Source organism: Escherichia sp. MOD1-EC6162, assembly GCF_002965125.1.
GTDB classification, from domain to species: Bacteria; Pseudomonadota; Gammaproteobacteria; order Enterobacterales; family Enterobacteriaceae; genus Escherichia; species Escherichia marmotae.
The window spans coordinates 40,035-53,799 of the sequence record NZ_PTSB01000030.1 but is presented as its reverse complement, the minus strand read 5'-3'; the positions used below and the strand labels follow the sequence as shown (position 1 = coordinate 53,799).

12 protein-coding genes are annotated in these 13,765 nt (G+C 52.0%); 6 read left to right on the top strand and 6 right to left on the bottom strand.

Going from position 1 to position 13,765, the window contains the following annotated elements:
- The 5 genes from A9587_RS25170 to ppa all read right to left on the bottom strand — a co-directional run.
- Window positions 1–72: hypothetical protein (locus tag A9587_RS25170; RefSeq protein WP_001675268.1), on the bottom strand; the 72-nt coding region annotated here is incomplete at its 3' end.
- 352 nt (window positions 73–424) lie between these two features.
- Complete coding sequence (gene licT, locus A9587_RS19920; RefSeq protein WP_000636962.1) at window positions 425–1,264, bottom strand: BglG family transcription antiterminator LicT; 840 nt, start codon at window positions 1,262–1,264, stop codon at window positions 425–427.
- Window positions 1,261–2,685 (bottom strand): glycoside hydrolase family 1 protein, encoded by a 1,425-nt coding sequence (locus tag A9587_RS19915; protein ID WP_105263884.1) that lies wholly within the window; start codon window positions 2,683–2,685, stop codon window positions 1,261–1,263. The genes licT and A9587_RS19915 overlap by 4 nt, the downstream gene beginning before the upstream one ends.
- Complete coding sequence (locus A9587_RS19910) at window positions 2,682–4,562, bottom strand: beta-glucoside-specific PTS transporter subunit IIABC (RefSeq protein ID WP_105263885.1); 1,881 nt, start codon at window positions 4,560–4,562, stop codon at window positions 2,682–2,684. The genes A9587_RS19915 and A9587_RS19910 overlap by 4 nt, the downstream gene beginning before the upstream one ends.
- A gap of 511 nt (window positions 4,563–5,073) precedes the next feature.
- Window positions 5,074–5,604: an inorganic diphosphatase gene (ppa, locus tag A9587_RS19905; protein WP_000055070.1), complete on the bottom strand. Its 531-nt coding sequence runs from the start codon at window positions 5,602–5,604 to the stop codon at window positions 5,074–5,076.
- Window positions 5,605–5,912: 308 nt separating this feature from the next.
- Here ppa and ytfQ point away from each other — a divergent pair, with 308 nt between their 5' ends.
- The 5 genes from ytfQ to A9587_RS19875 all read left to right on the top strand — a co-directional run bounded on the left by ytfQ (window position 5,913) and on the right by A9587_RS19875 (window position 11,034).
- Complete coding sequence (ytfQ, locus tag A9587_RS19895) at window positions 5,913–6,869, top strand: galactofuranose ABC transporter substrate-binding protein YtfQ (protein ID WP_000265933.1); 957 nt, start codon at window positions 5,913–5,915, stop codon at window positions 6,867–6,869.
- 135 nt (window positions 6,870–7,004) lie between these two features.
- Window positions 7,005–8,507 carry a galactofuranose ABC transporter, ATP-binding protein YtfR gene (gene ytfR, locus A9587_RS19890; protein ID WP_000205820.1) on the top strand — a complete coding sequence of 501 codons (1,503 nt, stop codon included), beginning with the start codon at window positions 7,005–7,007 and terminating at the stop codon, window positions 8,505–8,507.
- A 13-nt stretch (window positions 8,508–8,520) separates the two neighbouring features.
- Complete coding sequence (ytfT, locus tag A9587_RS19885; RefSeq protein ID WP_123057492.1) at window positions 8,521–9,543, top strand: galactofuranose ABC transporter, ATP-binding protein YtfT; 1,023 nt, start codon at window positions 8,521–8,523, stop codon at window positions 9,541–9,543.
- Window positions 9,530–10,534 carry a galactofuranose ABC transporter, permease protein YjfF gene (gene yjfF, locus A9587_RS19880; protein ID WP_105263887.1) on the top strand — a complete coding sequence of 335 codons (1,005 nt, stop codon included), beginning with the start codon at window positions 9,530–9,532 and terminating at the stop codon, window positions 10,532–10,534. Before ytfT ends, yjfF begins: the two co-directional genes overlap by 14 nt.
- A 26-nt stretch (window positions 10,535–10,560) precedes the next feature.
- Entirely contained in the window at window positions 10,561–11,034 is a 474-nt protein-coding gene (locus A9587_RS19875; protein WP_105263888.1) for a DUF2569 domain-containing protein, read from the top strand.
- Between the two features lie 39 nt (window positions 11,035–11,073).
- On the opposite strand, the gene fbp is transcribed toward A9587_RS19875, so the two are convergent.
- Window positions 11,074–12,072, bottom strand: a complete 999-nt coding sequence (fbp, locus tag A9587_RS19870) for a class 1 fructose-bisphosphatase (protein WP_000853758.1) — start codon at window positions 12,070–12,072, stop codon at window positions 11,074–11,076.
- Between the two features lie 175 nt (window positions 12,073–12,247).
- On the opposite strand from fbp, the gene mpl reads away from it, so the two are divergent.
- Window positions 12,248–13,621 (top strand): UDP-N-acetylmuramate:L-alanyl-gamma-D-glutamyl-meso-diaminopimelate ligase, encoded by a 1,374-nt coding sequence (gene mpl, locus A9587_RS19865; RefSeq protein WP_001219774.1) that lies wholly within the window; start codon window positions 12,248–12,250, stop codon window positions 13,619–13,621.
- Window positions 13,622–13,765: the final 144 nt, after the last annotated feature.

The window sequence follows — 13,765 nt, the reverse complement described above, 5'->3', positions numbered from 1 at the left end:
CCCCAGAGAAGTCAGTGGGTTACGCAGAGAATCGTAACGGGATACCAGATCAAGGGCCTGTCCAATGTGCATAAAAAAATCCGGAAACGAGTGAGCGTTTCCGGATTCTTACACAGCCACTGGATCGGTCAACTGATCCTTAACTGATCGGCATTACACCTTCGGGTGGCGTTGTTTTTGCGAGACGACACGCATTCTGTTTTGTAACTTTCCCGCCTGTTTCTTTTCCTTCCGAGTCGCTTTCTATATCTGTTAACGCATAAAAAACGCTGCTGGTGTTCATTAATGCGCAGGGGTAAAACATCTTGCAATTTAAATGGTGAGAATGAGCAGGAGCGGCTTATTTCCAGCAAGCGGCTCTGAACAGGCAAGATGCGTTCTCAAAAGCAAATGTTATACGTCAATTTAAACAGAGGCATCCTGTTTATGCATCAAGTCCAGTTATCCTCACCAGATGGACTGTGAGCCATAGCAGTTCGTTACCTCTGAGGGTGATACCGAGTTGAACCTTGATATAATCGCGGATCAGTAGCGTACACTGCCAGGCTTCTGGATACTCTTTAATCACTTGCACTAGCAGGAAACTGTCCCGCGAGCTATCCAGTTCTCCCTCCTGTAAACGCTGAAGGAAAAACTGCATATGGATAAGAAAACGTGAGTAATTAATCGATTCAGTGTCGATCTCCTGCTTAAAGTGGTACTGCACGAGATTAAAAATATCCTTCAACATTTTCACTGACTGCATGGTTTGCGCTACGTCGTCGCCTTCGCTCTGACCATTCACAAGATGAAAAGCGATATTCCCGGCTTCCTCTTCCGGTAGTTCAATACCGTACTGCTGGCGAATAATGGTTACAGCCTCGCTGGCGATGTGGAACTGTTGTGGATAAAACCGCCTGACCTCCGGTAGTAGGCGGTTTTGAATGGTGATCCCTTTGCGGCTGCGCTCGATGGCAAAAGCCAGGTGATCGGCAAGGGTAAAGAAAATCTGCTCACGAACTTTGCTCGAAAGCTGCATGTTGGCACGGGAAATAATCATCGCAGCCATTTCGATGACTTCATCCGGTATAGCGGAAAGTGCCTCAAGATAGCCGCTGCGTTCGTCAAGCGTCTGGGTTACAAATAGCTTCTCTATCTGCTCCGGGGCGATCTCGTCCCCGGGTCTGCTGTTGAAGCCAATACCTTTCCCCATGACGATAACTTCCCTGTTATCGTCATCAAGGGAGAGCACCAGGCTATTATTGAGCACCTTCTGAACAATCATCTCTGAGACTCGTTGTGGTTACCGTTTTGCGCGATGACATCCTTATACCACCAGAAACTGCGTTTGCGGATCCTTTGCAAACTCTTCAGATCATCCTCGCCGCGATCGACATAAATAAAACCGTAGCGCTTAGCGTATCCCTGGTGAGTGCTTACCACATCAATTGCTGCCCATGGGCAGTAGCCCATCAGCTCGACGCCGTCAGCAATTGCCAGACGCATTTGCTCAATGTGCGCCTCAAGAAAAGCGATACGGTAATCGTCATTCACCGTCCCATCATGCTCCAGCTTATCCGGTGCGCCCATACCGTTTTCGCTGATCAGAATCGGCAGGCCGTAGCGCTCGCACACTTTACGCAGCGTCAGGCGCAATCCCACCGGATCAACGACCCAGCCGTAAGGCGTTTTGCCGACCCACGGATTTTCCGCTGGCCGATAAACGCCCTCTTCGCCCAGCATAATTTGTTGATCGCCCGCGCGGGGGGCAACATCGGCACCATCGCCCCGGCTGGCAGCAATCGTCGCGGTTGAGTAGTAGTTAATGGCGATAAAATCCGGCCGCCCCTGCTGCAAAATCAGCGCATCTTCTGGCTGCATTTCCGGCGCGAGGCCGCGATCCTGCAAATACGCCCACGCCAGGGCGTTGTAGCGACCATGTACCGCTACATCTAAAAAACTCCAGCAGCGCAGCGTTTCCCAGTTATGCGCGGCAATAGCGTCTTCCGGTTTGCAACTTTCGGCGTACATCGAAGTGGTGTTTATCGCCGGGCCGATGCGCAGCCCAGGGAATTCGCGGTGGCACAGGGCGAAGATCTGCGCCTGAGCCAGCATCATATGATGATTCTGCTGGTACAGCGCCTTCTTATCCGGCAGTTCACGATTGGCGGGTACGCCAATCGCGCCGGGATGCAGGATCATGGTGTTCTGTTCGTTAATCGTCAGCCATAGCGGGACTTTATCGGCAAACTCGCTGAACAGCAGACGGGCGTAACGAACAAACGCCTCCCCGGTTTTGCGGTTCAGCCAGCCGCCTTTCAACTCCAGAGCCCAGGGCAAGTCGAAATGATACAACGTGACGATGGGGGTTATTCCGTAGCGTGTCAGGGCGTCGATCAGGCGGTGATAAAAGGCTAACCCGTCCGGATTCACCGGGCCATCACCGTCAGGTATCACCCGCGACCAGGCCACCGAAAAGCGGTAGGCCTTCAGCCCCATCTGCGCCATCAGCGCTACGTCTTCCTCCACGCGATGATAGTGATCGCTGGCAATGCGGAAGTCAGCCGTTCCCGGCGGATGGCTGAGCATGTCGACTACCGACGGTCCTTTACCGTCTTCATTCCACGCGCCCTCAACCTGATAGGCCGAAGTGGACGCGCCCCACAGAAAACCGTCCGGGAACTGCGTTTTCTTTTGATAAATCATACCTGCACCTCCTTAGCGGATTGCACCATCAGTTGTTCGCCGTAATCGACCTGCGCGGCGGTGGTAAGGCGCAGGGAGTGCTGCTCGTCGCCATTGACCACAATCACCGGGGTAATCAGGTCATACCCGGCCTGTTCGATGGCGGGGATATCAAAGCGGATTAGCTCCTGTCCGACCTCCACCTTGTCGCCTACTTTCAGCGATGAGCTAAAGTGCTGGCCGTTAAGATTAACGGTATCGATACCGATATGGATCAGCAGCTCAAGTCCGCTTTCACTTTGTAAACCAACGGCGTGGCAGGAAGGTAGAAACATCATTACAGTACCGTTAAACGGCGCACGCAGAACCCCTTCCTGTGGTTGGATCGCCACGCCTTCTCCCAGCAGGCCACCGGAAAAGACATCATCATTCACTTCGTTCAGCGCCATCACCTGACCGCGCAGCGGGCTGAGTACTTCAATCTCACCCTCAATTTTCGGGCTAACGACAGGCTGCGGAGCCTCGCTGACCTCTTCTTGCTCTTCAGGCGTATCTTTAAAGGCGATAAACCAGGTTAGGGCAAAGGTTACTACGATAGAAATCGCACAGGTCACTAGCGCATGGACGATATTCATCGGGTTTTCACCGATAAACGCCGGCAGCGCCGCAAGTCCTGGGGAGACAAACGCATAGCGCACCAGACCGCTCACACCAGCATAAATCCCGGCGCAGCCGCCACCGATCATCGCGGCAATCAGTACCCGGCGGAACTTGAGTAATACCCCGTACAGTGCCGGTTCGGTGATCCCCAGCAGCGCGGTAAAGCCCGATGATGAGGCCAACTGGCGCAGGTTGTTATTTTTGGTTTTCAGCGCCACGCACAGCGTCGCCGTGCCCATTGCCACGTTTGACGCCAGCATTCCCGGCCCGTTAATCATCTCAAAACCGTTTTTACTCAACTGACCGGTAGCGATTGGCGTCATCGCCCAGGCGGTGCCGGTAATAATCAGGAAGGGTTGCAGAGCGCCCATCAGCATCGGAATTAACCAACTGGCGTGGCGATCAATAGCGCCCGCGCCAGCCGCCACCAGATCGTTAAGCAAAATACCCGCAGGGCCGACGAGCACCAGCGCCAGTGGCGCGGTGATCAACAGGATCAGCATCGGCTTAACAAAGAACTTAATGATCGACGGCGAAACCTTCTCCGCGAAGCGCTCCACCCACGACATCAGCCAGACCGTCAGAATAATCGGCAGCACTGACCCGGCGTAATCGGAAAGCAGGACGTTGATACCGACAAAATCAACCGCTTTCCCCGCTGCCAGCATCTGGCCGATGCCCGGATGCAGCAGTACGCCCGCGAGGGTCATCGCCAGAATCGGGTTACATTCAAATTTCAGCGATGCCCCGTAGGCCAGCAGCACTGGCAGGAAGAAGAAGGCCGCGTCGGCAATAATGTTGAGTAGCTGATAGGTTGAACTGGTTTCGCTAATCACGCCCGTTAGTTTGAGGATAGCCAGCAGTGCCTTGATCATCCCGGCGCCGGTAATGGCCGGGATCACTGGGGTGAAGGTGGTCGAAATCACGCTGATAATGCGTGCGATGATACCGGTGGGTTTGGCGTTTTTGCCACCGCTTGAGGGGCCTTTCTTCTCCGGCAGCGCCTTATTGAGCAGGCGATAAACCTGCTGCACCTCATTGCCGATAACAATCTGGAACTGACCGCCTTTCTCCACCACGCTTATCACGCCGGGGATAGCGCCAATCTGCGTATCGTTAACCTTTGCGCGATCGTTAAACTCCATGCGCAAGCGGGTCGCGCAGTGGGTGAGCATTCGGATATTCTCCGCACCACCCACCGAGTGGAGGATTTTGTCTGCTGTTTCGTTATAGTTCATAGTGTTCCCTGGGTTGAGGCAAAAAAAAAGACCAAAATAGAAATGCTCCCCTTGGCGGGAGAGCATTTCTATTTTGGTCTTGCCTGCTTTCGCAGTAGCACGCCATCATAGAAATGGGTTATTTCGACAGATTATCTAAGTGATGTTGTTGTCTTTCAATCGGTATAGAGAAAAAACGTGATCTGCATTGAATGAAATTATGACGGTTTCAGGTGAACCTCTATGTTTTACCCAAACACGTGTCTACCATTCATGTGATAAGAAGGGCTTTGTGCCTTACCAACACCGGGTTCGGTTGTTTTTTGCAAGACAAAACAGGTGTCAATATAAAATAAAAACCCTTACTAACCGAAGCCCGGTGTTCAGGGTTATTACGATATACTCGTCATGCTGCAAGTTGCATGTACTGTGTCTGCGTTCGCTCACCCCAGTCACTTACTTATGTAGGTGCCCGGGAATTCACTCGCTTGTCGCCTTCCTGCAACTTGAATTATTTAGAGTATACAAGAAATTATTTATTCTTTGCGCGCTCGAAGGAAGCAACGATTTCAGCTTTAGCGGCTTCAGCGTTTTCCCAACCTTCAACTTTCACCCACTTGCCTTTTTCGAGGTCTTTGTAGTGCTCGAAGAAGTGAGCGATCTGCGCTTTCAGCAGTTCAGGCAGATCGTTAACGTCTTTGATGTGATCGTATTCTTTGCTCAGCTTGCTGTGCGGAACCGCAATCAGTTTTGCATCTTCACCGGCTTCGTCGGTCATTTTCAGAACGCCAACCGGACGGCAACGGATCACAGAACCCGGCTGCAGCGGGTACGGAGTCGGGACCAGTACGTCAACCGGATCACCATCCAGAGACAGAGTGTGGTTGATGTAACCGTAGTTGCATGGATAGAACATTGCGGTGGACATGAAGCGGTCAACGAACAGTGCGCCGCTTTCTTTGTCGATTTCGTATTTGATCGGATCTGCGTTAGCCGGGATCTCAATAACAACGTAGATGTCTTCCGGCAGATCTTTACCCGCAGGGACGTTGAGTAAGCTCATGTCTGTTTCCTTTAAAATATGTGGCAAACAAGTGCCGAGTATTATAGCCAACTCGCGCCGAATGTCTTCGCTTGTTTTCGTCCTCTTTTTCCTTTTTCGCCAGCTTTAAGACGGTTTACAGAGCAGGAAAATCCATAACCGTAGCCGCATTTTTCATAGCGAGATGAAAGCGATTACAAACTTGTGATTAACGATGTATTTACTTTTTTGAAGTGTGAAGTAACGCAATCTGTTACATGACCGATTGTCTATAGTTTTTTCGCGAACATCTTTTAAACAATAATAATCACCCCGACGAGGACAACCCTATGTGGAAACGCTTACTTGTAGTCTCTGCGGTCTCAGCAGCCATGTCGTCTATGGCATTGGCCGCTCCCTTAACCGTAGGATTTTCGCAGGTCGGATCGGAGTCCGGCTGGCGTGCCGCAGAAACCAACGTGGCGAAAAGTGAGGCAGAAAAGCGCGGTATCACGCTAAAAATTGCCGATGGTCAGCAAAAGCAGGAAAACCAGATTAAAGCGGTACGTTCCTTCGTCGCACAAGGTGTGGATGCGATCTTTATCGCTCCGGTGGTGGCGACGGGCTGGGAACCAGTATTAAAAGAGGCGAAAGATGCCGAAATTCCGGTCTTTTTGCTCGACCGTTCCATCGATGTGAAAGACAAATCTCTCTATATGACGACCGTTACTGCTGACAACATTCTGGAAGGCAAGTTGATTGGTGACTGGCTGGTGAAAGAGGTCAACGGTAAACCGTGTAACGTGGTTGAGTTACAAGGCACCGTTGGGGCGAGCGTTGCCATCGACCGTAAGAAAGGTTTTGCCGAAGCTATTAAGAATGCGCCAAATATCAAAATTATCCGCTCGCAATCCGGTGATTTCACCCGTAGTAAAGGCAAAGAAGTTATGGAGAGCTTTATCAAAGCGGAAAACAACGGCAAAAATATCTGCATGGTTTACGCCCATAACGACGACATGGTAATAGGCGCGATTCAGGCGATTAAAGAAGCGGGTCTGAAGCCGGGCAAAGATATTCTGACAGGCTCTATCGACGGCGTGCCGGATATCTACAAAGCGATGATTGATGGTGAAGCGAATGCCAGTGTTGAACTGACGCCAAACATGGCAGGCCCAGCTTTCGACGCGCTGGAGAAATACAAGAAAGACGGCACCATGCCTGAAAAGCTGACGCTGACTAAGTCCACCCTTTATCTGCCTGATACCGCAAAAGAAGAGTTAGAGAAGAAGAAAAATATGGGGTATTGAGGCCTACAAACCGATGCCGACTGGTAGGTCGGATAAGGCGTTCACGCCACATCCGGCATTTGTGCGCAGATGCCTGATGCGACGCTGGTGCGTCTTATCAGGCCTGCCAGGAGCACGCTTTACACTGGGAGAACTATGACTACCGACCAACACCAGGAAATCCTCCGCACCGAAGGATTAAGCAAATTCTTCCCCGGCGTCAAAGCGTTAGATAACGTTGACTTCAGCTTGCGTCGTGGTGAAATTATGGCACTGCTTGGTGAAAACGGGGCAGGAAAATCGACGCTGATTAAAGCATTAACCGGCGTTTACCATGCCGATCGCGGCACAATCTGGCTGGAAGGCCAGGCCATCTCACCGAAAAACACAGCCCATGCACAACAGCTTGGCATCGGCACCGTCTACCAGGAAGTCAACCTGTTACCCAATATGTCGGTTGCCGACAATCTCTTTATCGGCCGTGAGCCCAAACGTTTCGGCTTGCTACGGCGCAAAGAGATGGAAAAGCGCGCAACCGGGTTAATGGCATCCTACGGTTTCTCCCTCGACGTGCGCGAACCGCTCAACCGTTTTTCGGTGGCAATGCAGCAAATCGTCGCCATTTGCCGGGCCATCGATCTCTCCGCCAAAGTGCTGATCCTTGATGAACCCACCGCCAGCCTCGACACCCAGGAAGTGGAACTACTGTTTGGCCTGATGCGTCAGCTTCGAGATCGCGGCGTCAGCCTGATCTTCGTCACTCACTTTCTCGATCAGGTATACCAGGTCAGTGATCGGATCACCGTCTTACGCAACGGCAGCTTTGTTGGCTGTCGGGAAACCCGCGAGCTTCCGCAGATCGAACTGGTGAAAATGATGCTGGGGCGTGAACTCGACACTCATGCGCTACAGCGTGCCGGGCGAACATTGTTGAGCGACAAACCTGTTGCCGAGTTTAACAATTACGGCAAGAAAGGGACGATCGCGCCGTTTGATCTGGAAATTCGTCCCGGCGAGATCGTCGGGTTGGCAGGTTTGCTGGGATCAGGACGTACAGAAACTGCGGAAGTGATCTTCGGTATCAAACCCGCCGACAGCGGCACAGCGTTGATCAAAGGTAAACCGCAAACCCTGCGATCGCCGCATCATGCATCGGTACTGGGTATTGGTTTCTGTCCGGAAGACCGGAAAACCGATGGCATTATTGCTGCCGCTTCGGTACGGGAAAATATCATCCTTGCCTTACAAGCCCAGCGCGGCTGGCTGCGACCGATTTCACGCAAAGAACAGCAGGAAATAGCAGAACGATTTATCCGCCAGCTCGGTATTCGCACCCCTTCTACGGAACAGCCGATAGAGTTCCTCTCTGGCGGTAATCAACAAAAAGTGTTGCTTTCACGCTGGCTGCTGACTCGTCCGCAATTTCTAATTCTCGACGAGCCAACGCGCGGTATTGACGTTGGTGCCCACGCCGAGATCATCCGCCTGATTGAAACGCTGTGCGCCGATGGTCTGGCACTGCTGGTGATCTCCTCGGAACTGGAAGAACTGGTGGGCTATGCCGATCGGGTGATCATCATGCGTGATCGTAAACAAGTGGCAGAGATCCCGCTGGCAGAGCTTTCCGTTCCGGCGATCATGAACGCCATTGCGGCGTAAGGAGAACAGTGTGATGCCTCAATCTCTCCCTGACACCGCGTCGTCGAAAAGGCGTTTTCGCTGGCCGACGGGAATGCCGCAACTGGCAGCGCTGTTGCTGGTGCTGCTGGTCGATAGCCTGGTCGCCCCGCATTTCTGGCAGGTGGTGCTTCAGGATGGGCGTCTGTTCGGGAGTCCCATCGATATCCTTAACCGCGCGGCTCCCGTTGCGCTGCTGGCGATCGGCATGACGCTGGTGATCGCCACTGGCGGCATCGATCTTTCCGTAGGCGCGGTGATGGCTATTGCCGGAGCCACAACGGCCGCGATGACGGTAGCGGGGTATAGCGTGCCGATTGTGCTACTCAGTGCGTTAGGCACCGGCATTCTGGCTGGATTGTGGAATGGCATTCTGGTGGCGATCCTCAAAATTCAACCGTTTGTCGCCACTCTGATCCTGATGGTTGCCGGGCGCGGCGTGGCGCAACTGATCACCTCCGGACAGATCGTTACTTTCAACTCGCCGGATCTCTCTTGGTTCGGCAGCGGATCGCTGTTGTTCCTGCCAACGCCGGTCATTATTGCAGTGCTGACACTTCTTCTGTTTTGGTTGCTGGCTCGCAAAACGGCGCTGGGGATGTTTATTGAAGCTGTTGGCATCAACATTCGGGCAGCGAAAAATGCCGGAGTGAACACGCGGATCATCGTCATGCTCACCTATGTGTTGAGCGGGCTGTGTGCGGCGATTGCGGGCATTATCGTGGCGGCGGATATTCGCGGTGCCGACGCCAATAATGCTGGATTATGGCTGGAACTGGACGCCATTCTTGCGGTGGTGATCGGCGGTGGATCACTGATGGGCGGGCGCTTTAACCTGCTGCTCTCGGTGGTGGGGGCGCTGATTATTCAGGGAATGAATACCGGGATTTTGCTCTCGGGCTTTCCGCCGGAGATGAATCAGGTGGTGAAAGCGGTGGTGGTGCTTTGCGTGCTGATTGTTCAGTCGCAACGCTTTATCAGTCTGATTAAAGGAGTGCGTAGCCATGATAAAACGTAACTTGCCACTGATGATCACCATCGGCGTCTTTGTGTTGGGCTATCTCTACTGTCTGACGCAGTTTCCCGGTTTTGCCTCCACGCGGGTGATCTGCAATATCCTGACTGATAACGCTTTTCTGGGGATCATCGCTGTCGGCATGACCTTTGTGATCCTCTCCGGTGGGATCGATCTTTCTGTCGGTTCGGTGATCGCTTTTACCGGCGTGTTTCTGGCAAAGGTGATTGGTGACTTCGGCTTTTCGCCACTATTGGCCTTCCCGCTGGTACTGGTGATGGGCTGTGCCTTCGGCGCATTTATGGGGCTTCTGATCGACGCGCTGAAGATCCCGGCATTCATCATTACCCTGGCAGGAATGTTCTTTTTGCGCGGCGTCAGCTATCTCGTTTCGGAAGAGTCGATCCCGATTAACCATCCCATTTATGAAACGCTCTCAAGCCTGGCGTGGAAAATCCCCGGCGGTGGTCGCTTAAGCACGATGGGGCTGCTGATGCTTGCGGTGGTGGTTATTGGTATTTTCCTCGCACATCGTACCCGTTTTGGTAATCAGGTATATGCCATTGGTGGCAACGCGACTTCGGCAAACCTGATGGGAATTTCTACTCGCAGCACCACTATTCGCATTTATATGCTCTCCACCGGACTGGCGACACTGGCCGGGATTGTCTTCTCTATTTACACCCAGGCCGGATACGCGCTGGCAGGCGTAGGTGTGGAACTGGACGCTATCGCCTCCGTGGTGATTGGCGGTACACTTTTAAGCGGCGGTGTTGGGACAGTATTAGGAACGCTTTTTGGCGTAGCGATTCAGGGACTCATTCAGACTTACATAAACTTTGACGGCACGATGAGTTCATGGTGGACGAAAATCGCCATCGGCATTTTGCTGTTTATTTTCATTGCATTACAGCGTGGGTTAACGGTGCTGTGGGAGAACCGTCAGAGTTCGCCAGTAATAAGAGTGAGTCCGGAAAATACAATAAAAGAGTAAATTTACTGATATACAAGGATATTTTTATGTGGGCAAAGGAAGGCGAGGATTTAAGTACAACATGCAAAAGTTGTGCTGATAAAAAGCTTACGGGGATTGGAGGTTGGCTGTATTTACCTGCTATTTCTTTAGTGCTGGTGATTATTTCGAGCATTTATTCTTTTGTACGAACATGGGGGCTTGCTCAGGGCAGTCAGGAAGAACCGCTCAGAACTCTGCTTTATCTGGAAGTGGTCGGATGTGCCACGATATTTCTGTTGGTGAGTTATACTACTTTTTTGTTTTTTAATAAGAAACGCCAACTTCCTCACTACTATATTGCCCTTCTTCTGGCGCTCTTCGCATTGAATGTTGCTGATATCTGGGGAGCAGTACAATTTCTTCATGCCACAATTGATCTTTCAGACGCATGGGGTGTGCTGAAAAATATCATTCATCTGGCTATCTGGGTTCCCTATTTCCGTGTCTCTAAACGCGTCAAATTAACTTTTGTTAATTAAAACGCAAAAACGCCGGACTGCTCCGGCGTTTTTAGACCATTACGCGTCCGGGAACTCACGGATAAAGCGTTCGACATCTTCAACCATATGGTCATTGCCAACGAAGAACGAACGGCGCTGATGCAGGGTTTCCGGGATGATATCCAGAATACGCTCTTTGCCATCGCTCGCTTTACCGCCTGCTTGTTCCGCCAGGAATGCCATTGGGTTGCATTCATACAGCAAACGCAGTTTACCGTCCGGGTGACTTGCGGTGCTTGGATAGAGATAAATGCCGCCTTTCAGCAGGTTACGGTGGAAATCCGCGACCAGTGAACCGATATAACGTGAGGTGTACGGGCGGTTGGTGGACTTATCTTCTTCCTGGCAGAATTTAATGTACTTCTTCACGCCGTTAGGAAACTTAATGTAGTTTCCTTCGTTGATGGAGTAGGTTGAGCCTTTCTCCGGGAAACGCATTTTTTCCTGACACAGACAGAAAACGCCGAGTGACGGATCATAAGTAAAGGCGTGGACGCCGCAGCCAGTGGTGTAAACCAGCATGGTAGAGGAGCCGTATACCACGTAACCTGCGGCAACCTGTTTATTACCAGGCTGGAGGAAATCCTCTTCCGTTACCGGCGTACCAACAGGCGTGACGCGGCGGTAGATGGAGAATATAGTACCGACAGAGACGTTAACATCGATGTTGGACGAGCCATCCAGGGGGTCCATCAGCACAACGTATTTTGCGTGTTCACACCCATCAAAGACGACAATCCCATCCTCTTCTTCAGATGCAATGCCCGCAACGATATCGCGCGCTTTCAATGCGGCTTTCAGTTTTTCATTAGCGAACAGGTCGAGTTTTTGTTGCACCTCGCCCTGCACATTCTCAGCACCGCTGGCTCCCAGGATATCAACCAGTCCGGCTTTGTTGATATCTCTATGGATAATCTTGGCGCCCAGTTTTATTGCCGACAGCAAAGCAGTGAGCTCACCGGTAGCATGAGAAAACTCGTGCTGCTTTTCGACAATAAATTCACCTAACGTTTTCATAAAACTTTCCCTGCAATGTTTATGGAGTAAAGCGACCGCAACAATCTTAACAAATAATCTGAATGTTGCGCTCAGGTGAATCGCGCCAGCAAATTACGGATTATCCTGAAATGCGTTTCTCACTTGCCCGACATATGCGTAAAATGAGCGGTAGATTAAAAAAGGATAATGACGTATGCGCATTCATATTTTAGGAATTTGTGGCACGTTTATGGGTGGTCTGGCGATTCTGGCGCGCCAGTTGGGCCATGAAGTAACGGGTTCGGACGCCAATGTGTATCCGCCGATGAGCACCTTACTTGAGAAGCAAGGCATTGAACTGATTCAGGGTTTCGATGCCAGCCAGCTCGATCCGCAGCCGGATTTGGTGATTATTGGCAATGCCATGACCCGTGGAAATCCGTGTGTGGAAGCGGTACTGGAAAAAAACATTCCGTATATGTCAGGTCCACAGTGGCTGCACGATTTTGTGCTGCGTGACCGCTGGGTTCTGGCCGTTGCTGGTACACACGGCAAAACTACTACCGCGGGAATGGCGACCTGGATTCTGGAACAGTGCGGCTATAAACCGGGTTTTGTGATCGGCGGTGTACCTGGAAACTTTGAGGTTTCGGCGCGTCTGGGCGAAAGCGACTTCTTTGTTATCGAAGCGGATGAGTATGACTGCGCCTTCTTTGACAAACGTTCTAAGTTTGTTCATTACTGCCCGCGCACGCTGATCCTCAATAATCTTGAGTTTGATCACGCCGATATTTTCGATGACCTGAAAGCGATCCAGAAACAGTTCCACCATCTGGTACGTATTGTTCCGGGGCAGGGCCGTATTATCTGGCCGGAAAACGACATCAACCTGAAACAGACCATGGCGATGGGCTGCTGGAGCGAGCAGGAGCTGGTGGGCGAGCAGGGACACTGGCAGGCGAAAAAGCTGACCACCGACGCTTCCGAATGGGAAGTTTTGCTGGATGGTGAAAAAGTGGGTGAAGTGAAATGGTCGCTGGTGGGGGAACATAACATGCACAACGGTCTGATGGCGATTGCTGCGGCCCGTCATGTTGGTGTTGCTCCGGCAGATGCTGCTAATGCGCTGGGGTCATTTATCAACGCTCGTCGTCGTCTGGAACTGCGTGGTGAAGCAAATGGCGTGACGGTATATGACGATTTTGCCCATCACCCGACGGCAATTCTGGCAACGCTGGCGGCGCTGCGCGGTAAAGTTGGTGGTACGGCGCGTATTATTGCCGTGCTGGAACCACGCTCGAACACCATGAAGATGGGCGTCTGCAAAGATGATTTAGCACCGTCGTTAGGTCGTGCCGATGAAGTCTTCCTGTTGCAACCGGCGCATATTCCGTGGCAGGTAGCCGAAGTGGCGGAAGCCTGTATTCAGCCTGCACACTGGAGTGGTGATGTCGATGCGTTGGCAGATATGGTGGTGAAAACCGCCCAGCCTGGCGACCATATTCTGGTGATGAGCAACGGCGGTTTTGGTGGTATTCATCAGAAACTGCTGGATGGTCTGGCGAAGAAGGCGGAAGCCGCGCAGTAACCCTGAGACGTTTTATAAGGCCTACAGGGGCAACGTGCTTTTGTAGGCCGGATAGGGCGTTCACGCCGCATCCGGCATTTGAGCATAGCGCCTGAAGCGACGCTTGACGCGTCTTATCAGGCCTACAGATCTGGCGGTGCACTG

What these genes read in the sequence shown, in the direction of transcription:
- ppa (WP_000055070.1), bottom strand. Translation starts at nt 5,604, where the DNA reads ATGAGCTTACTCAACGTCCCTGCGGGTAAAGATCTGCCGGAAGACATC.
- yjfF (WP_105263887.1), top strand. Translation starts at nt 9,530, where the DNA reads ATGATAAAACGTAACTTGCCACTGATGATCACCATCGGCGTCTTTGTG.
- ytfT (WP_123057492.1), top strand. Translation starts at nt 8,521, where the DNA reads ATGCCTCAATCTCTCCCTGACACCGCGTCGTCGAAAAGGCGTTTTCGC.
- ytfQ (WP_000265933.1), top strand. Translation starts at nt 5,913, where the DNA reads ATGTGGAAACGCTTACTTGTAGTCTCTGCGGTCTCAGCAGCCATGTCG.
- mpl (WP_001219774.1), top strand. Translation starts at nt 12,248, where the DNA reads ATGCGCATTCATATTTTAGGAATTTGTGGCACGTTTATGGGTGGTCTG.
- A9587_RS19915 (WP_105263884.1), bottom strand. Translation starts at nt 2,685, where the DNA reads ATGATTTATCAAAAGAAAACGCAGTTCCCGGACGGTTTTCTGTGGGGC.
- A9587_RS19910 (WP_105263885.1), bottom strand. Translation starts at nt 4,562, where the DNA reads ATGAACTATAACGAAACAGCAGACAAAATCCTCCACTCGGTGGGTGGT.
- A9587_RS19875 (WP_105263888.1), top strand. Translation starts at nt 10,561, where the DNA reads ATGTGGGCAAAGGAAGGCGAGGATTTAAGTACAACATGCAAAAGTTGT.
- fbp (WP_000853758.1), bottom strand. Translation starts at nt 12,072, where the DNA reads ATGAAAACGTTAGGTGAATTTATTGTCGAAAAGCAGCACGAGTTTTCT.
- licT (WP_000636962.1), bottom strand. Translation starts at nt 1,264, where the DNA reads ATGATTGTTCAGAAGGTGCTCAATAATAGCCTGGTGCTCTCCCTTGAT.
- ytfR (WP_000205820.1), top strand. Translation starts at nt 7,005, where the DNA reads ATGACTACCGACCAACACCAGGAAATCCTCCGCACCGAAGGATTAAGC.